Genomic DNA, 17,671 nt, shown 5'->3' with positions numbered 1-17,671 from the left:
CCCGCAACTACCGATTTCTTCTGGAGCCCCCGAGTGAGCAAGCGCACCTTCCAGCCGAACAACCGTCGTCGCGCGAAGACCCACGGCTTCCGCCTGCGGATGCGTACCCGTGCCGGTCGCGCGATTCTCGCGAACCGCCGCAGCAAGGGTCGCGCCAGCCTGTCCGCCTGATCCTGATCAGGTCATGACGTCGTGCTGCCTACCGAGCATCGGCTGAGGCGGCGCGAGGACTTCGCGACCGCGGTACGACGAGGACGCCGGGCCGGACGCCCGCTCCTCGTCGTCCACCTACGTAGCGGTTCCACGGACCCGCACGCGCCTGGGGAGAGCGCTCCCCCGACGCGTGCGGGTTTCGTCGTGAGCAAGGCAGTGGGTGGCGCGGTCGTGCGGAACAAAGTGAAGCGCAGGCTTCGCCACCTGATGCGGGAGCGAGTCGCCCAGCTGCCCCCCGGTAGCCTGGTAGTCGTACGAGCGCTGCCCGGATCGGGCGACGCCGACCATGCACAGCTGGCCCGAGACCTGGATGCCGCTCTCCAGCGGTTGCTGGGAGGGGGCGCGCGATGAAGTACCCGCTGCTGGCTCTGATCAAGCTCTACCAGTGGACGATCAGTCCGCTGCTCGGGCCGGTCTGCAAGTACTACCCGTCGTGCTCCCACTACGGCTTCACGGCCATCGACCGGCATGGTGCCATCAAGGGAACGGCGCTCACGGCCTGGCGCATCCTGCGGTGCAATCCGTGGTCGCTGGGCGGTGTGGACCATGTCCCGCCGCGCAAGCGCCCGCGGTGGCACGAAATGCTGCGTAACGCGTGGCGGGCACGCAAGGGCGGGCCCTCCGCCGCCGGACCGGCCACCGAAGGACAGGCTTCTCCCACAAGTCCGTCCAGTCCTTCGGGCCCGGCCGCAGAGACACCGTCCCATGCCCAAGGAGCATGATTAGTGGACACGATTGCCAGCCTCTTCAGCTTTATCACCACACCCGTCTCCTGGGTCATCGTCCAGTTCCACTCGGTGTACGGCGCCATCTTCGGCCCCGACACCGGCTGGGCCTGGGGCCTGTCGATCGTGTCCCTGGTGATCCTGATCCGTATCTGCCTCATCCCGCTCTTCGTGAAGCAGATCAAGTCGACTCGGGCCATGCAGACGCTGCAGCCCGAGATGAAGAAGATCCAAGAGCGCTACAAGAACGACAAGCAGCGTCAGTCCGAAGAGATGATGAAGCTGTACAAGGAGACGGGCACCAACCCGCTCTCCTCGTGCCTTCCCATCCTGGCGCAGTCCCCGTTCTTCTTCGCCCTGTACCACGTGCTCAACAGCATCGCGACGGGCGACACCATCGGTGTGATCAACCAGAGCCTGCTGCAGAGCGCGCAGAAGGCGCACATCGTCGGGGCTCCGCTGGCCGCGAAGTTCACCGACAGCGCGTCGAAGGTGGAAGCACTCGGTGCCTCCCTCACCGACGTCCGTGTGGTCACCGCCATCATGATCGTTCTGATGTCGGCGTCGCAGTTCTTCACCCAGCGCCAGCTGATGACGAAGAACGTCGACACCACGGTGAAGACCCCGTTCATGCAGCAGCAGAAGATGCTGATGTACGTCTTCCCGGTCATGTTCGCCGTCTTCGGCATCAACTTCCCGGTCGGTGTCCTCGTCTACTGGCTGACCACCAACGTGTGGACCATGGGCCAGCAGATGTACGTGATCCACAACAACCCGACCCCGGGTTCCAAGGCTCAGGCCTCGTACCTCGACCGCCTGACCAAGCACGTCGCGCAGCACAACAAGGTCAGCAAGCGCCGCGACCGGGCCATCGTCAAGGCGATCGTCGCCAAGGGCCGCGACCGCAACGAGTTCGAGCGCAAGTTCATCAACGGCCTGAGCAAGGCCGGCCTCGCCGCCCAGGCCGACGGCACCGTGATCAAGAGCGACGCCGCAGCCACGGCCCAGGCCGAGGACGGCACGCCGACCACCGGCGGCGGTACCCCGAAGCGTCAGCAGCCCAAGCGGCAGAGCAAGTCGCAGCGGCAGCACGGCGCAGTCGGCGGCGCCAAGGCGGCCGGTGAGACCGACGAGCCGAAGACGTCGCTGACCAAGTCCGACGAGCCCGAGGACGCCAAGCCCGCCGCCGCTGCCAAGAAGGGCGGCGCGAAGCCCGCCGGCGGTACCCGCAGCAAGGCCCAGTCCGGACAGCGCAAGGGCCCGCAGCGGCCCAAGTCCCCGTCCAAGAAGTAAGAAGGAGTCCATCCCGTGACGGAAGGCACCACCTCCGCCGCTGCCGAGGGTGCAGACACCCTGACTCGCCTGGAGCAGGAAGGCGAGATCGCGGCGGACTACCTGGAGGGTCTGCTCGACATCGCCGATCTCGACGGCGACATCGACATGGACGTCGAGGCCGACCGTGCCTCCGTCTCGATCATCAGCGACTCGGGCGGCCGTGACCTGCAGAAGCTGGTCGGCCGTGACGGCGAGGTACTGGAGGCGCTCCAGGAGCTCACCCGTCTGGCCGTGCACCGGGAGACCGGCGACCGCAGCCGTCTGATGCTCGACATCGCGGGGTACCGGGCACAGAAGCGCTCGGAGCTGTCCGAGCTGGGCGCCAAGGCCGCCGCGGAGGCCAAGAGCAGCGGCGAGGCCGTGAAGCTGAAGCCGATGTCGCCCTTCGAGCGCAAGGTCGTGCACGATGCGGTCAAGGCCGCGGGCCTGCGCAGCGAGTCCGAGGGCGAGGAGCCGCAGCGCTTCGTCGTCGTGCTGCCCGCCTGATCGGCCTCTACGTTCCCCGGCCCCGTCTGTTGAGCAGGCGGGGCCGAACTTTGTCAGCCTGATAGTTCTGGTGGTTCTGGTGTCGGCGCCGGGTGCGCTGACGCGGTACGGAAGGACGGTCCCCCGTGACGGAGGCAGCGGAGCTTCCCCCCGCGCCCGAGCAGGCGCGAGAGGTGTTCGGTGATCGCTTCGCGGATGCGGTGCGGTACGCCGAGCTGCTCGCTGAGGCCGGCGTGCAGCGCGGCCTCATCGGCCCGCGTGAGGTGCCTCGCCTGTGGGAGCGGCATCTGTTGAACTGTGCGGTGCTCTCCGAGGTCGTGCCCGACGGCGTGACGGTGTGCGATGTCGGCTCGGGCGCCGGTCTCCCCGGCATTCCGCTGGCGCTGGTCCGCACCGACCTGAAGATCACGCTCCTGGAGCCGCTGCTGCGGCGCACCAACTTCCTCACCGAGGTCGTGGAACTGCTCGGCCTCGATCATGTGACCGTGGTGCGCGGGCGGGCCGAGGAGGTCATGGGGAAGATCCAGCCCGTCCACGTGGTGACGGCCCGAGCCGTCGCGCCGCTCGACCGGCTCGCCACCTGGGGCATTCCGCTGCTGCGACCGTACGGGGAGATGCTCGCGCTCAAGGGAGACACGGCCGAGGAGGAGCTGAAGAGCGCTTCGGTGGCGCTGAGCAAGCTGGGTGCGGTGGAGACGTCCATCCTGCAGGTGGGTGAGGGCGTGGTGGACCCGTTGTCCACCGTCGTGCGGGTCGAGGTTGGGGAGAGCCCTGGCGGTGTGCGCTTCGCTGCGAAGCGGGCCAAGGCGGCGCGCACAGGGCGGACGCGTCGTCGGCGCTGATCCGTCCTGACGACGAGACGTACTCCACACAAGCTGCCAAATCGATGCATGCCGGAGTGTCGCGACAGTCCGGCCATGGCTGCTGTGCATCGTGTTTCACGTGAAACGTCGCTCACTGCTGCACGGCATCATCAGTCGTGGCCGCGCTGCGGCCGAACCCCGCGACCGAAAGCCTCTTGGTTCACTCGATGAGGGACCCGAGGTATCCACAGAGGTGGATTTCTCCACAGAACGCCAGGCCTCACTGGTTCACGACCCCGAAGACATGGGAGGCTCTGTTCATTGCGAGCCTGAAGTCGAGGAGAGTGAATCCTTGCGGTCCGACGCCAACATCGCGGGACCGATGACCGATCCGGTCCCCGGTCCCCGTACCGAGTCGATGGGGGCGGATGTTTCACGTGAAACACCGCCTCCGATGGACGACACTCCCATCGGTCGTGCTGCCCAACTGGCAGTGGAGGCTCTGGGCCGTGCCGGCGAGGGCTTGCCACGGCCCGAGCAGACCCGAATCATCGTGGTCGCCAACCAGAAGGGTGGTGTGGGCAAGACGACGACGACCGTCAACCTTGCCGCATCACTGGCGCTGCACGGTGGCCGGGTCCTCGTGGTCGACCTCGACCCGCAGGGCAATGCGTCCACCGCACTGGGCATCGACCACCACGCCGAAGTCCCGTCCATCTACGACGTGTTGGTGGAGAGCCGACCTCTCTCCGAAGTCGTCCAGCCGGTTCCCGATGTCGAGGGCCTCTTCTGCGCCCCTGCCACGATCGATCTCGCCGGTGCGGAGATCGAGCTGGTGTCCCTCGTGGCACGGGAGAGCAGGCTGCAGCGCGCGATCCAGGCGTACGAGCAGCCGCTGGACTACATCCTCATCGACTGCCCGCCCTCACTCGGTCTCCTGACAGTCAACGCACTCGTGGCGGGCCAGGAAGTTCTGATCCCCATCCAGTGCGAGTACTACGCGCTGGAGGGCCTCGGGCAGCTGCTGCGTAACGTCGATCTCGTGCGGGGGCACCTCAACCCCGCCCTGCATGTATCGACCATCCTGCTCACCATGTACGACGGCCGGACGCGCCTCGCGTCCCAGGTCGCTGAAGAGGTGCGCACCCACTTCGGCGACGAGGTGCTGCGCACGAGCATCCCCCGCTCTGTCCGTATCTCGGAGGCTCCGAGCTATGGGCAGACGGTCTTGACCTACGATCCAGGATCGAGTGGTGCCCTCTCCTACCTTGAGGCGGCACGCGAGATCGCGCTGAAGGGCGTCGGCATCAGCTATGACGCCACGCACGCCCATATCGGCGCACAGCAGAACGACCCGAGCATGGTGGAGGGCATTCAGTGAGCGAGCGACGGAGGGGGCTGGGCCGTGGTCTCGGCGCACTGATCCCTGCCGCACCGACGGAGAAGTCGGTGGCCCAGGCCGCGGCGGGGAACGCTGCTTCCACGTCCCCGGCGGCAGTGCCTGTGCTGCCGAGCGATCGTGGGGTGGCTGCGGCGAAGGTAGCGACCCTGCCGAATGTTTCACGTGAAACAGAGGAGCCGGCGCAGCCGAGCGCTTCTGCCACGCCTGCGGCACCCATCGGCGCGCACTTCGCCGAGATCCCCCTCGACTTCATCACGCCGAACCCGCGTCAGCCTCGTGATGTCTTCGACGAGGACGCGCTGTCCGAGCTCATTACCTCCATCAAGGAAGTAGGGCTCCTTCAGCCGGTCGTTGTACGGCAGGTGGGTGTCGACCGCTACGAGCTCATCATGGGTGAGCGTCGCTGGCGGGCCTGCCGCGAGGCGGGGCTGGAGGCGATCCCGGCGATCGTGCGGGCCACCGAGGACGAGAAGCTCCTCCTGGACGCACTGCTGGAGAACCTGCACCGTGCACAGCTGAACCCGCTGGAAGAGGCTGCCGCCTACGACCAGTTGCTGAGGGACTTCAACTGCACGCACGACCAGCTGGCGGACCGCATCGGCCGGTCCCGCCCGCAGGTTTCCAATACCTTGCGTCTGCTGAAGCTCTCGCCGGCCGTGCAGCGCCGGGTCGCCGCCGGGGTTCTCTCCGCCGGCCACGCACGGGCGCTGCTCTCCGTCGAGGACTCGGAGGAGCAGGATCGGCTGGCTCACCGCATCGTGGCCGAGGGCCTCTCGGTGCGAGCCGTCGAGGAGATCGTGACCCTGATGGGGTCGCGGCCTCAGAAGGCTCAGAAGCCCAAGGGCCCGCGTGCCGGTGCCCGGGTTTCGCCGGCCCTGTCCGACCTCGCCACGCGGCTCTCGGACCGCTTCGAGACGCGGGTGAAGGTCGACCTGGGTCAGAAGAAGGGAAAGATCACCGTCGAGTTCGCCTCGATGGAGGATCTTGAGCGGATCCTCGGCTCACTCGCTCCTGGCGAGGGGCCGGTCCTGCAGAACAGCCTCTCGGAGGGCGACTCCGAAGAGAGCGAGTCCTGAGCCTCCGGCATGGAGCCTCTGCTGTGCAGGGAGACAGAGCGGGCCGTGTCCGGTGTGTGCCGGAACGTGGCTCGCTCTTTCCTTTCTGCCGGTATCGATGGAATCGCATCGTGGATACGATGCGTCAGGTACGGCGCAACCACTCTGCAGCACCTCTGAAAGGGAGGCAGGGGCCATGCGAACCATGAGCCGCACCGGACTGGTGAGCGCCGGTTTGGGGCTGGGAGCGGTCGGTGGGTTCATCGGCAGTCTCCTCAGGGAACGGAGCGCTCTGACAGCCGCCCGCGACGCGGTGGCGGGCGAAGGAAGCGAGGATCAGCCTTCATGGGCCGCCGGCTCGTACCGCTCACGCTGGACAACCTCCAGGACCTTCCCAAGCGTTGTCGCTCGTGTGTCTTCTGGGAGCTCGACCCAGTCAGCGGTGAGGCCGCGGTAAAGGAGGGCACGTCCGCTCCGGAGAAGGAAGCCTGGATCTCAGCGGTTCTGCTGGACTGGGGGTCCTGCGGCCGGGTCGTGTACGTCGACGACGTGCCGGTGGGCTACGTGCTCTACGCCCCACCCGCCTACGTCCCCCGCTCCACGGCGTTTCCCACGAGCCCCGTCTCGCCTGACGCGGTGCAGTTGATGACCGCGTTCATCGTGCCCGGCTACCAGGGGCAGGGGCTGGGCAGAGTGATGGTTCAGACGGTCGCCAAGGATCTGCTGCGGCGTGGATTCAAGGCGATCGAGGCCTTTGGAGACGCGCGCTGGAAGGAACCGGCCTGCGTGTTGCCCGCCGACCATCTTCTGGCGGTTGGCTTCAAGACGGTCCGCCAGCATCCCACTCATCCGCGGCTGAGGCTGGAACTGAGGTCGACGCTCTCCTGGAAGGAAGACGTCGAGATGGCCCTGGACCGGCTCCTGGGAGCCGTGCAGAAGGAGCCGGCGCTGCGGCCGCTGTGAGCAGACAAACGAATGGGCCAACCCTTCCGGGTTGGCCCATTCGTGTTTCACGTGAAACATGCACCGTCGGTGTGACGCTGCAGCCGATTCACTCGGCGATGAACTCCTCGAGGTCGCGAACGATCGCGGCCTTCGGCTTCGCGCCCACGATGGTCTTGGCGACCTCGCCACCCTGGTAGACGTTCAGGGTCGGGATGGACATGACGCCGTACTTGGCGGCCGTACCCGGGTTCTCGTCAATGTTCAGCTTGACGATCTCGATCTTGTCGCCGTACTCGGCGGCGATCGCCTCAAGGGAGGGAGCGATCTGGCGGCACGGACCGCACCAGGCGGCCCAGAAGTCCACCAGAACAGGCTTGTCGCTCTTGAGGACGTCCGTCTCGAAGGAGTCGTCGGTCACATTCTTCAGGGTGCCGGCCACGGCGGGCTCCTTAACTGGTTGGTGCGTGGGGCGGGTAGGGAGAGGTCAGACGGAGGTCTTCTCGGGCTCGGGCTGCTCCTCGTCCGCCAGGGCGGCGAGGTAGCGCTCGGCGTCGAGAGCTGCGGAGCAGCCGGTCCCGGCCGCGGTGATCGCCTGACGGTAGGTGTGGTCGACCACGTCGCCGGCGCCGAAGACACCGGTCAGGTTCGTGCGCGTCGACGGCGCTTCCACCTTCAGGTAGCCCTCTTCGTCCAGGTCGAGCTGGCCCTTGAAGAGCTCGGTGCGCGGGTCGTGGCCGATGGCGATGAAGAGTCCGGTCACCGGCAGGTCCGAGATCTCACCGGTCTTGAGGTTGCGCAGCTTCAGACCGGAGAGCTTCGGGTCGCCCTGGATCTCGGCGACCTCGCTGTCCCACACGAAGGAGATCTTCGGGTCGGCGAAGGCGCGCTCCTGCATGGCCTTGGAGGCGCGCAGGGTGTCGCGGCGGTGGACGATGGTCACCGACTTGGCGAACCGCGAGAGGAAGGTGGCTTCCTCCATCGCGGTGTCGCCACCACCGATCACGGCGATGTCCTGGTCCTTGAAGAAGAACCCGTCACAGGTGGCGCACCAGGACACACCGCGGCCCGACAGGGCGTCCTCGTTCGGCAGTCCGAGCTTGCGGTGCTGCGAGCCGGTGGCGACGATGACGGCCTTCGCCCGGTGCACGGTGCCGGCCGTGTCCGTGACGGTCTTGATCTCACCGCTCAGGTCGACGGTCACGATGTCGTCCGGGACGAGCTCGGCTCCGAAGCGCTCCGACTGGGCGCGCATGTTGTCCATGAGCTCGGGGCCCATGATGCCGTCCTGGAAGCCCGGGAAGTTCTCGACCTCGGTGGTGTTCATGAGCGCACCACCCGCGGTGACGGCGCCCTCGAACACCAGTGGCTTCAGCGACGCGCGCGCGGTGTAGAGCGCCGCCGTGTAGCCGGCGGGCCCGGAGCCGATGATGATCACGTTACGGACGTCGCTCACGGCTTGTTTCCTCGTCTCTGGACTGCGTCGGTCGAGCGGTGGGAGTTCTCTATGACCTCTCACCCCACCCAACGGATCCTAAGGGGCGCGCATTCCCACTGTGTCCGGGCACACGGAGATGCGGGCGCCCCGCGGTGACCCCACAGGGCTAAGACGAAGCGTCCGCTCAGGCCGATGGGTAGGTGCGCTCTAGGAGCACTGTGCCGGCGGCGGTGGGCGCCTTGTGATCCACACAGGTCGCGTCGACGATGTAGGCGGTGACCTTAGTGGCGTCGGCGGCGTCGGGAAGCAGCACGAGCATGGCCTTCTTGCCTTGATAGGTGCCGTTCTCGGCGGCCAGGGCCGCGTCGTCGCGCCCGATGCCGTCGCGGACGCAGCCGGGCACCACGACCTCCTTGGCGAGCTTCGGCTGATTGGTGCCGGGAGCCGTCGCCGCGCCGAAGGGGGTGCGGGATCCGCCGCCCTTGGTCTTGTTCTCGGCCAGGAGACCGGTGACCTGCTCCGGCAGCTTCCCTTCGGAGAAGGTGTCCGCCGCCGTGGTCTGCCGTTCGCCTTCCGCTCCGGTGGGAGGCTTGTTGTCGCCGAGCGACGTCAGCAGGACCGATCCCAGCCCCAAGGCGGCCACCGTGAAGACGGTCCCCAGGACGGCGATCCTGCGGCGTCCGTAGCGGGTGCGGCTCTTACGGCCCGGACCGGTGGTGGAGGAGCGGGGACGGCCGACAGGCCGGTCGGGGGGCGTCGATGTTTCACGTGAAACATGCGTATCGCCGTCGTCAGAGGCGGAACCGGGAACGCTCACCGGCTCCGGACTCTCTGCGGCCTCCGGTCCTGCGGCGGTCAGCAGGGCCTCGGCGGCGAGAGCGGCATCGATGCGGCCGGCGACGTCGGCGGGCATGCGAGGCGGGCCCGGCAGTGTGCCGAGCAACCCGCGGATCTCCTCCAGGGAGGCGTAGACGTTCGCACAGAGTTCGCAGTCGTCCAGGTGCCGGCGCAGCTCGGTGGTCCGGGCCGGTGGGAGGAGACCCTCGGCGAGGTCGGAGATCTCCGCGACGTCCGGGTGCCCGGCCATGTCTGTCGTCGACGTCACGCTCGTCCACCTCCGCCCTTCACTGCAGCTGAGTCGCTCGGTCCTGTGTCCGGGGGGTCCGTTCGGCGTTGCCCCGCTGCGGGTGGGACGGTCGGCCCCTGCGTCCGGTTCCGTTCTCCGCCCGGGTTCTTGTCCTCACCGCTGTTGTCAGGCCTCAGGTGGGTGAGCAGCGGCAGGAGTCTGGCCCTTCCGCGCGCACATCTGCTCTTCACCGTGCCGGTCGGCACGTCGAGAATGCGGGCGGCCTCCGCGACCGGGTAGCCCTGCATGTCCACAAGGACGAGGGCGGCGCGCTGGTCTGCGGGCAGGGTTCCCAGGGCTTCGATGAGCTGCCGGTGGAGATCGTTGCGCTCGGCGGGGGCCGAGGCCGACTCGTGCGGCTCCAGCAGCTGCTCAAGGCGCTCGGTGTCGTCGACGGGTGAGGTCTTCCGAGAGGCCGCCTTGCGGGCGCGGTCCAGGCAGGCGTTCACCGTGATCCGGTGCAGCCACGTCGTGACGGCCGACTGGCCCCGGAAGGTGTGGGCGGCCCGGTAGGCGGAGACCAGCGCGTCCTGGACGGCGTCGGCGGCTTCCTCGCGGTCGCCCAGGGTGCGCAGGGCGACGGCCCAGAGGCGGTCACGATGACGGCGTACCAATTCGGCGAAGGCTTCCGGGTCGCCTCCCACATGAAGGCGGATCAGTTGGGCATCGGTCGCCGGTGAGCTGTTCTGGTGCTCTACCTGCACGTCCCCTCCCCGTTCCGCTCTGAGTGTTCCATTGAATCCTGCGGGCCGGTGGGATGTAAACGCGCCTCAGCGAACCCGAGGCGGGTCCCGGAACGCTGTGACAGACACAGCACCTCCCATTGGCCTGATCATGATCATGAGCTCTCTGCTGGTCACATAATTGATGCGTCATGTTCTTTCGGCACACAACAGGCAACAGGAGAAGCTGGTGAAGAAGTTGAGTAGGCGTCGAGCTGCCGCTATGGGGACGGTCGTGTCGACCATCGCGGGAGCGGTCATTTTTGCGGGATCCGGAACGGCTCAGGCTGCGACCACGTGTCCAGGGAGTCGAATTGACCGGCTTTCCTTTGACACAGGGTGGGTGGATCTCTACTACAGCAATGGCACCAACTGCGTGATCACCACATCACGGACCCCTGGAGTCAAGTTGCGGATGATAGCTCAGCTTGAGGTGCTCGGCGGGACCAAGAAGACGGACTCTGGGTACTACTCCTACCACGCCGGCCCGGTGAGCCTGTATGCCAATGGGGCGTGCGTGCGCTTCCTCGGCCAGGTGGGGACCACCGGTGACAATTCCGACTGGGGTCACTGCGGCTGATCCTTGCGTCCGGTTCGGAGCCTGAACTTCGAACCGGACGCGCTTGCGGTGCAGCTGGAGCGCTCTCAGCCGCGCACTTGAATTTCTGAGATACCTCCTCGGAAGCGGTCCGCGGAGCCGTCGGCCGGAAGTTCCGTGATGTGGATGAGGACGTAACGCGTCTTGACCGGCTTCTTCAGCGTGACCTTGAGGTCGGAACCCACAGTCGACAATTCGGTGATTTCCTCGGAGAAATCACTCAGAGATGACGGATCGGAAATATCGGCACCGGCGGCGAGAACCTGTGCTGTCTGCCCGCTTCGGTACATGGAAATATCGAGACGGGACACGTCTGTAACCTTGCCGAGGTCCAGGATCAGCCCGCTGCCGTCCTTGCGCTGCGGCAGATTCCCGAAGTTGGGGTACCCCCGGTACTCCGGCGTGATCCACGCGGTGTCCGCCTGGCCGTCGACGGCGAGCTGGACCTCGTCCTCCTGTATGCCGGAACCGCCCGGGGCGAACTCCCGCACGCTGTCGATCGGGATCTGCTTCAGCGGTGCGACCGGCTTGTTGCCGCCGTCCCCGTCGTTCGTCTGCGTCTGGCCCGGGTCCTCGTTCTTGCCGCCCTGGTCCATCAGCGCGTCCGCCAGCTGCCAGCTGCCGAGGCCCAGTGCGGCGATCAGGAGCGCGGAGACGGCCCACTTCAGGGCCTTGCCCGTGCGGCTCTGGAGCGGGGGCGGCGGAGTCGGGACCGGCTGGGTGACGCCGGGACGCGGGGTCTGACGGCCGTACGTGCCCTGCTGGTACGTCGTGCGCTGGTACTCGGGCGGGGCGGTGAACGCCGGCTCCGGCGGGCGGATGCGGGGCATCTCGCCGATCGCCTTCACCAGCTCCTCCGGCGTGGTGCACGGCGACTCGTGCCGGGACGCGGTGGCGCCGTCGTTGACGAGCGCGCGCATGGAGAGCTCGGACAGCCCGCGGTGCACACCGGCCCGCACCTGGTCGGGCGCGATCAGGCCGATGTCCTTCGGCAGGCCCGACAGGCCGTAGGCGTCGCTCTCGTACGGCCAGCGCTGGGTGAGCGCCGCGTACAGCAGGGCACCGATGGCCTCGGTGTCCGTGCGCTGCGGTGTGTCGGACGAGACGCCGCGCAGGGCGGCGTTGACGGCGAGGCCGCGGATGCGCCACTGGCCGGTCGAGGCACGGAGCACGGCGTTGGGGTTCAGCCGCAGATGGGCGAGGCCCTCACGATGGGCGGCGGCCATGGCGGAGGAGACCTGACTGACCATCTGGTAGGCGTCGTAGGGCTCCAGGGGCCCGGAGGCGAGGAGCGTGGTCAGTTCCGTCGCGTCGGGAAGCCATTCGTGCACGACGTAGACGACGTCGTTCTCCTCCACCGCGTCCAGCACCTGGACGAAGCGTGGGTCACCCAGGAGGGCGGACGAGCGGGCGGCCGCCAGGACGGAACGGGCCCGTGAGTGGTCGGCGGGCAGGATGTGCACCCCGACAGCACGGCGGAGCTTCTCGTCCACGGCACGCCAACTGCTGAAACCGTCCAGACGGGTGACGCACTCCTCGAGGCGGTAGCGTCTGGCGAGTTTGTGACCACTGTGCAGTTCGGGCGGCGAGGTCGTTCCGGCACCGTCGGTCCTGGTGCTCTCCTGTACCTCGTCGCTGTCCGTGTCCCGCTCCCGGTTCTTGGCCACCCCGTCGGCCGTGGACTGGTCCGCCTGTGCGGTCAGCGACGTCTCGTCGCTGTTGTCTGCCACGTCGACGGCAGCCGTACTCCGTTCCGCCACCGTCGTTCCTGCCTCCCCATCCATTACGCGCCGGGCCGGCGTCCCATGCATGCCGCCCGACGCCGAAACCAATTGTGCCCACAGTCCGCCGCTATGCACGACACGCGGTGGCTGACGATGGTTGTGCGCCTACCCCCCGACTCAGCGTCCCAGGCGTCCGCGGACCATGCCGACCAGCGAGTTGAGTTCCTCGATGCGCATGCGGCGGGCGGCGACGAAGAAGATCCCGAGTAGTACGACGCCGCCGGCCAGGACCGCGGCGAGCGAGCCGGCCGGGCCCTGGCCGAGCGAGTGGCCGATGCCGTAGCAGGCCGCGCCGCTGAGCAGGGCGGCCGGAACCGACGCGATGCACAGCCGGGCGTAAGTCCGCAGGACGCGGGCGCCGTCGAGGTCCCCGCCGAGCCGCTTGCTCAGCCGGCGCCAGGCGACGCCGACGCCGATCGCGTAGGCCAGGCCGTACGAGGCGGCCATGCCGACCACGGCCCAGCGGGACGGGATGACGAAGTAGCAGATCGCCGAGGCGCCCGCGTTGACCGCGGCCACGATGACCGTGTTGTAGAAGGGAGTTCGGGTGTCCTCGTAGGCGTAGAAGGCACGCAGGACCACGTACTGCACGGAGTACGGGATCAGGCCGAGTCCGAACGCCATGAGCATGAAGCCCATGTTGGTGGCCTCGCTGGTGCCCGAGGAGCCGAACATCAGGGTGCACATCGGGATGCCGAGGGAGAGGAACCCGAACGCGATCGGCACGATCGCCACCGCCGTGGTGCGCAGGCCCTGGGAGATGTCGTCGCGGACGGCGCCTCCGTCGCCCTCGGCCGCCGAGCGCGACAGGCGCGGCAGCAGGGCGGCCATGAGGGAGACCGTGATGATGGCCTGCGGCAGGCCCCAGATCAGCTGTGCGTTGGCGTAGGCGGCGAAGCCGGTGCCGTCCACCGGCGAGGCCTTGCCCGCCGCGGTGGACAGCTGGATGACGATCATGGCGCCGGCCTGGTTGGCGAGGACGAACAGCACCGTCCACTTGGCCAGTGTGACGGCCTTGCCGAGCCCCTGGCCCTTCCAGTCGAAGCGCAGCCGCAGCCGGAAGCCGGTCTCGCGCAGGTAGGGGATCATCGCGAGCGCCTGGACCACGAGGCCGAGCAGGATGCCGATGCCGAGCAGGCGCTGGCCCTCCGGCGGGATGTTCGCGGCCTTCATCCCGGAGTCGGCCGCGGTGCCGTAGACGTAGATGAACATGCCCAGCGTCACGATGATGACGATGTTGTTCAGGACCGGGGTCCACATCATCGCGCCGAACTTGCCGCGGGCGTTGAGGATCTGGCCCATCACCACGTGGATGCCCATGAAGAAGATGGTGGGCAGGAAGTACTGGGCGAAGGTGACGGCGACCTCGTTCGCGGCCGGGTCGCTCGCCACCGGGTCCGACAGCACGCGGATCAGGAGCGGTGCGCCGAGGACGGAGAGGGCGGTGAGTCCGCCCAGCGTCACGATGACCAGGGTGAGCAGGCGGTTGGCGTACGCCTCGCCGCCGTCGTCGTCCTGCTTCATGGCGCGCACGAGCTGCGGTACGAAGACGGAGTTGAGACCACCGCCGACGGTGAGGATGTAGATCATCGTCGGCAGCTGGTAGGCGACCTGGAAGGTGTCACCGAGGAGGCCGACGCCCAGCGCCGACACGATCAGCGCGGAGCGGATGAAGCCGGTGAGGCGGGAGACCATCGTGCCCGCTGCCATCACGGCGCTGGACTTCATCAGGCCCGCGGCGCGGCCGCCCTTCTTGGGGGCGGATGCGGCGGCGGGCTCGGGGGCCGGCGTCTCGTCCACGACGGGCGGTACCGCCGCGGTCCGGCCGGGCTCCGCGTACTGCTCCGCGTACTGACCCTGCGGTGCGTACGGGCCCTGTGCCATCTGCCCCGGGGCCGGGGACGGGCCTGGGACCGACGGCGACTCGTACGACGGGTGACCGCTGCCCTGCTGCTGGTCCCGGAAGAGGTGCGCGAACGCGTCCGGCTCCTGGCGGGGCTCGCCGGCCTGGGAGACGAGGTCGTCCACGCCGACGAACTGGGTGGTGCGGGGGTCGTCGCCGTACGGCAGATGCCGCGTGGGGCCCTCCGGCTCTGGTGCGGGTGTCTGCGCCCACACCTGCGGGTCGGGCGCGTACGGCGACTGCGGCGGCTGACCGTACAGCTGCTGCTGCGGCTGGTACGTGCCGGGAGCGGGCGGCGGGTGCGCGGAGCGGTCGTAGAGCGCCTCACCGACCGGGTCCTGGGTGGAGAGGTCCTGTGCCCGGTAGGGGTCCTGGCCGTAGGCGTCCTGGAGGTAGATGTCCGCGGGTGGCTGCGGCGGCACCTGGCCGTGCTCGGGCGGTGAACCCTCGGGCCCGCCCGCGTCGGGGTAGCCCGAGTTGCCCGCGGCACGGCCGCGGTCACCGTCGTACGGCGCGTTCATGCTTACCCCACCTCATCGTCCCGGGCCCACCGGCCACGATTTCTCAACGGTCCACTCTCTCACCCGTCCCGGACGGGTCGGCGCTTTCCGCTGCGGTGTCCGGGGCCGGGTCACTCGGCTGCTCGGAGGCATCTGCCCCTGAGCCGGGCCCGGCCTCCTCCTTGAGACGTGCGCCGGAGGGCTCCGGGTTCTGCGGAGCGTCTTCCCGGTCGTGCGGGCCGTCGGTCTCGCCGTCCGTCTCGACGGTGTCGTCCTCGGCTGCCTCACGGGCGGCGGCGCGCTTGCGATGGGTGTACATCCGGAAGCCCGCGAGGACCAGGAGCAGGACGCCACCGCCGATGACCAGCATCACCGTGGGCGTGACCTCGGTGACCTTCACGTCGAAGGTGACCGGGGCGCCGTACTTCTGGCCGTCCTCCGTGTACAGCTGGGCGACGACTTCCGCGCGGCCGTTGGCGTTGGCCGACGTGGTGAACTTCACCGACTGGGCGTGGCCGCCGTTGACGGTGACGGGCTGCTCCTCGTAGGCGTCTCCGCCGATCTTGAGGCGCGTGGGGTTCTTCGACGTGAGCCGCAGCTCCAGGTGCTCGACACCCTGGACCAGGTTGTTCTGCACGGTCACGGGGATCGTGGCACTGCGGCCGGAGAGCTTGGTCTCCGACTTCTGGATCAGCTTGACCCCGTCGATGAGCCCGTTGAGGTACGACTCGATGCCATCGCGGTATCCCACCGCCGCGATGCCCCGGCCGCGCCATGACGTGGACATCTCTCGGTTCATGGCCCGCCCGAACGGGGTCACCACCCGGGACTGGCGGGTGAGGATCACCTTGAACTTGTCGAGCTTGCCCTGGGTCCGGGCGATCTGCTCGAAGGCGGCCCGCGGCAGCTCTTGCTTGCCCAGCGAGGAGGGGTAGGCGGAGGCCGACGGCACCTTCGTGTTGGCCGCCGGGTCGGGCTTGGCCTTCGCGGCGGCTGTGAGGTCCTGCGACTCGGACCAGTTCCCGTCCTGGAGGGTTCCCAGAGCTTCTGCCATGGCCTGTGCCTGGCTCACGGACGGCATGCGCTGCGGGGCGACGACGACGCTGCGCTGCTTGCCGGTCTGCAGGCCGAGCGTGAGGCTCTGCGCCAGGAAACGCTGTACGGCGAGCGTAGAGGCGGAGGCCCTGGTCAGGTTGCCCTGGAAGGCCGTCGACATCCGGGAGTCCGCGACGACGGCCGTGGTGCCGCCGCCGATGGGCCGGGCCGCGGAGGGCGTGTACGACAGGTTGTCCTGGAGGCTGTCGCTGCGGGTGATCACCTTGTCGGCGCCCGCGGATGTGGCGACCTTCACGATCGACGGGTCGACGGCGCCGTCCACCGGCCAGACGAAGTCCGTGGACGGTTTCACGTGGAGGATCGTGTCGACCGTCTTGTCGGCGACGTCGGTGGCCTCCTTGAGGTGGCCCAGGGAGCCGGTGACGTTCGTGCCGTTGTGCGCGAGGGAGGCCAGGTCCGGGTCGCCGAAGGGCAGGGCGGCCACCTCGTTGCCCGTGACCGCCTGCTGGAGCTCGGCCAGCCAGTGCTTGGCGACCTCCTGGTTCTTGCCGGGCGTGGTGCTGCCGTCCGCGGCGCGGACCTGGTAGCTCCGCGTCATCGCGTCGACGGACGCCAGCAGGTCCGGGTCGACCACCCACGTGACGTCGAGGCCCTTGCCCAGCGACACCATCTGGTCGAGGCGGCCGCCCGGCGAGATCTCCTCGGCGAGCTCGTCATCACGGAAGACCGGTGTCTGCTGCTCGTTCGACCCCGTCTCGGCTGCCATGTGGGCGCTGGAGACGAGCGGCCACAGGAAGGTGGTCTTCGTCTTGGTGCCGGCTTCCTCCGGCTGCCACGGCAGGAACGTGCGCTGGACGCCGAGGACCTGGTCCCAGGGCTGCGCCGAGGTCTCCCCGGAGAGCGAGACGGCCAGCTGGTAGACGCCGTCACGGCCGAGATCGAGCTTGTCGGCCGGTACGGAGATGCTGAAGGGCTCCGCGACGCCGGGGGTGAGAGCGGAGTACTTCTCGGTGTACTTGCCGCCGACCTTCTCGCCGGAGGGTCCCTGGAGATCGTCGCTCTTCTTGGCGAGGGTGTCGATCGACGAGCGGGTCTCGAGAGGGGGACCCACCTGGAGGTCTACATGCGCGCCGGTGACGGTCTGCTTGCCGTTGTTCGTCACCGTGCCCGACACGGTGACCGTGTCGCCCTCGGAGGGGGCGCTGGGGGTGAGCGAGTCGACGGCGACCGATACCGAGCCCGCGCCGGCGGCAGCCTGCAGGGACTCCTGCCCGGCCGCGTCCGCCGGCGTCGCGGCGGGCAACTGGAGGAGTCCGGCCAGCAGCGGCGCGCCGGTGAGCAGTGCCCCGGTGCGCCGCAGCCAGCGGCGGGCAGGTGAGGCACTGGTCCTCTGGAAGTCTGCCGCCTCGGCCACGCGCTCGTCCGTCCCTCGTCGTCGTCAGTGGTCGTCGGAATGTGCGTCCACGCATGGTAACGATGCGCGCTGAGGGGAAGTGCCGCGGTCCGCCCCACAAGATCGCGGGGCGGACTCCGTGCTGCCCGGTATATGACTCTATGTGCGGGAGCAGCTCTTTACGGCTCAG

At 68.3% G+C, this 17,671-nt stretch carries 17 protein-coding genes; 10 read left to right on the top strand and 7 right to left on the bottom strand.

Features of this window, described 5'->3' with window-relative positions; genetic code table 11:
* Positions 1-33: 33 nt before the first annotated feature.
* The 9 genes from rpmH to IE153_RS16890 all read left to right on the top strand — a co-directional run bounded on the left by rpmH (position 34) and on the right by IE153_RS16890 (position 6,982).
* Positions 34-171, top strand: a complete 138-nt coding sequence (rpmH, locus tag IE153_RS16930) for a 50S ribosomal protein L34 (protein ID WP_005482975.1) — start codon at positions 34-36, stop codon at positions 169-171.
* Between the two features lie 21 nt (positions 172-192).
* Positions 193-564, top strand: coding sequence for a ribonuclease P protein component (gene rnpA / locus IE153_RS16925; RefSeq protein ID WP_078615240.1), 372 nt, complete (start codon positions 193-195; stop codon positions 562-564).
* A complete protein-coding gene (gene yidD / locus IE153_RS16920; protein ID WP_097217907.1) occupies positions 561-935 on the top strand; it encodes a membrane protein insertion efficiency factor YidD in 375 nt (124 codons plus the stop codon). Before rnpA ends, yidD begins: the two co-directional genes overlap by 4 nt.
* Before the next feature lie 3 nt (positions 936-938).
* Positions 939-2,231, top strand: a complete 1,293-nt coding sequence (yidC, locus tag IE153_RS16915) for a membrane protein insertase YidC (RefSeq protein WP_189590506.1) — start codon at positions 939-941, stop codon at positions 2,229-2,231.
* Positions 2,232-2,246: 15 nt separating this feature from the next.
* Positions 2,247-2,759: a Jag family protein gene (locus tag IE153_RS16910; protein ID WP_185008428.1), complete on the top strand. Its 513-nt coding sequence runs from the start codon at positions 2,247-2,249 to the stop codon at positions 2,757-2,759.
* A gap of 125 nt (positions 2,760-2,884) precedes the next feature.
* Complete coding sequence (gene rsmG / locus IE153_RS16905; protein WP_189590505.1) at positions 2,885-3,601, top strand: 16S rRNA (guanine(527)-N(7))-methyltransferase RsmG; 717 nt, start codon at positions 2,885-2,887, stop codon at positions 3,599-3,601.
* Between the two features lie 265 nt (positions 3,602-3,866).
* Positions 3,867-4,943 carry a ParA family protein gene (locus IE153_RS16900; RefSeq protein WP_185008886.1) on the top strand — a complete coding sequence of 359 codons (1,077 nt, stop codon included), beginning with the start codon at positions 3,867-3,869 and terminating at the stop codon, positions 4,941-4,943.
* Positions 4,940-6,040, top strand: coding sequence for a ParB/RepB/Spo0J family partition protein (locus tag IE153_RS16895; protein ID WP_189590504.1), 1,101 nt, complete (start codon positions 4,940-4,942; stop codon positions 6,038-6,040). The genes IE153_RS16900 and IE153_RS16895 overlap by 4 nt, the downstream gene beginning before the upstream one ends.
* Before the next feature lie 324 nt (positions 6,041-6,364).
* Positions 6,365-6,982, top strand: a complete 618-nt coding sequence (locus IE153_RS16890; protein WP_031102672.1) for a GNAT family N-acetyltransferase — start codon at positions 6,365-6,367, stop codon at positions 6,980-6,982.
* A gap of 88 nt (positions 6,983-7,070) precedes the next feature.
* On the opposite strand, the gene trxA is transcribed toward IE153_RS16890, so the two are convergent.
* The 4 genes from trxA to sigM form a co-directional block, all read right to left on the bottom strand.
* Positions 7,071-7,403, bottom strand: a complete 333-nt coding sequence (gene trxA / locus IE153_RS16885; RefSeq protein WP_031102676.1) for a thioredoxin — start codon at positions 7,401-7,403, stop codon at positions 7,071-7,073.
* Between the two features lie 45 nt (positions 7,404-7,448).
* Entirely contained in the window at positions 7,449-8,417 is a 969-nt protein-coding gene (gene trxB / locus IE153_RS16880; protein ID WP_189590503.1) for a thioredoxin-disulfide reductase, read from the bottom strand.
* A 166-nt stretch (positions 8,418-8,583) separates the two neighbouring features.
* Positions 8,584-9,504, bottom strand: coding sequence for an anti-sigma factor family protein (locus tag IE153_RS16875; protein ID WP_189590502.1), 921 nt, complete (start codon positions 9,502-9,504; stop codon positions 8,584-8,586).
* Positions 9,501-10,229 carry an RNA polymerase sigma factor SigM gene (gene sigM / locus IE153_RS16870; protein ID WP_189590501.1) on the bottom strand — a complete coding sequence of 243 codons (729 nt, stop codon included), beginning with the start codon at positions 10,227-10,229 and terminating at the stop codon, positions 9,501-9,503. The genes IE153_RS16875 and sigM overlap by 4 nt, the downstream gene beginning before the upstream one ends.
* A 361-nt stretch (positions 10,230-10,590) precedes the next feature.
* Between sigM and IE153_RS16865 the strand changes: the two genes are divergently transcribed.
* Positions 10,591-10,827, top strand: a complete 237-nt coding sequence (locus tag IE153_RS16865) for a hypothetical protein (RefSeq protein WP_189590500.1) — start codon at positions 10,591-10,593, stop codon at positions 10,825-10,827.
* A gap of 65 nt (positions 10,828-10,892) precedes the next feature.
* Here the strand turns inward: IE153_RS16865 and IE153_RS16860 are convergent, their stop codons facing one another.
* The 3 genes from IE153_RS16860 to IE153_RS16850 form a co-directional block, all read right to left on the bottom strand.
* Positions 10,893-12,605: a protein kinase family protein gene (locus IE153_RS16860; RefSeq protein ID WP_189590499.1), complete on the bottom strand. Its 1,713-nt coding sequence runs from the start codon at positions 12,603-12,605 to the stop codon at positions 10,893-10,895.
* Positions 12,606-12,746: 141 nt separating this feature from the next.
* The gene (gene murJ, locus IE153_RS16855) at positions 12,747-15,053 is read right to left on the bottom strand and encodes a murein biosynthesis integral membrane protein MurJ (RefSeq protein WP_189590498.1); all 2,307 of its coding nucleotides are present in this window, start codon (positions 15,051-15,053) and stop codon (positions 12,747-12,749) included.
* Between the two features lie 43 nt (positions 15,054-15,096).
* A complete protein-coding gene (locus IE153_RS16850; protein ID WP_189590497.1) occupies positions 15,097-17,502 on the bottom strand; it encodes a DUF6049 family protein in 2,406 nt (801 codons plus the stop codon).
* Positions 17,503-17,671: the final 169 nt, after the last annotated feature.

Origin of the sequence: Streptomyces massasporeus (assembly GCF_014648995.1) — a bacterium.
Taxonomy (GTDB): Bacteria; Actinomycetota; Actinomycetes; order Streptomycetales; family Streptomycetaceae; genus Streptomyces; species Streptomyces massasporeus.
Note: the sequence above shows the minus strand (reverse complement) of the source record. Positions and strands in the feature narration are given on the sequence as shown.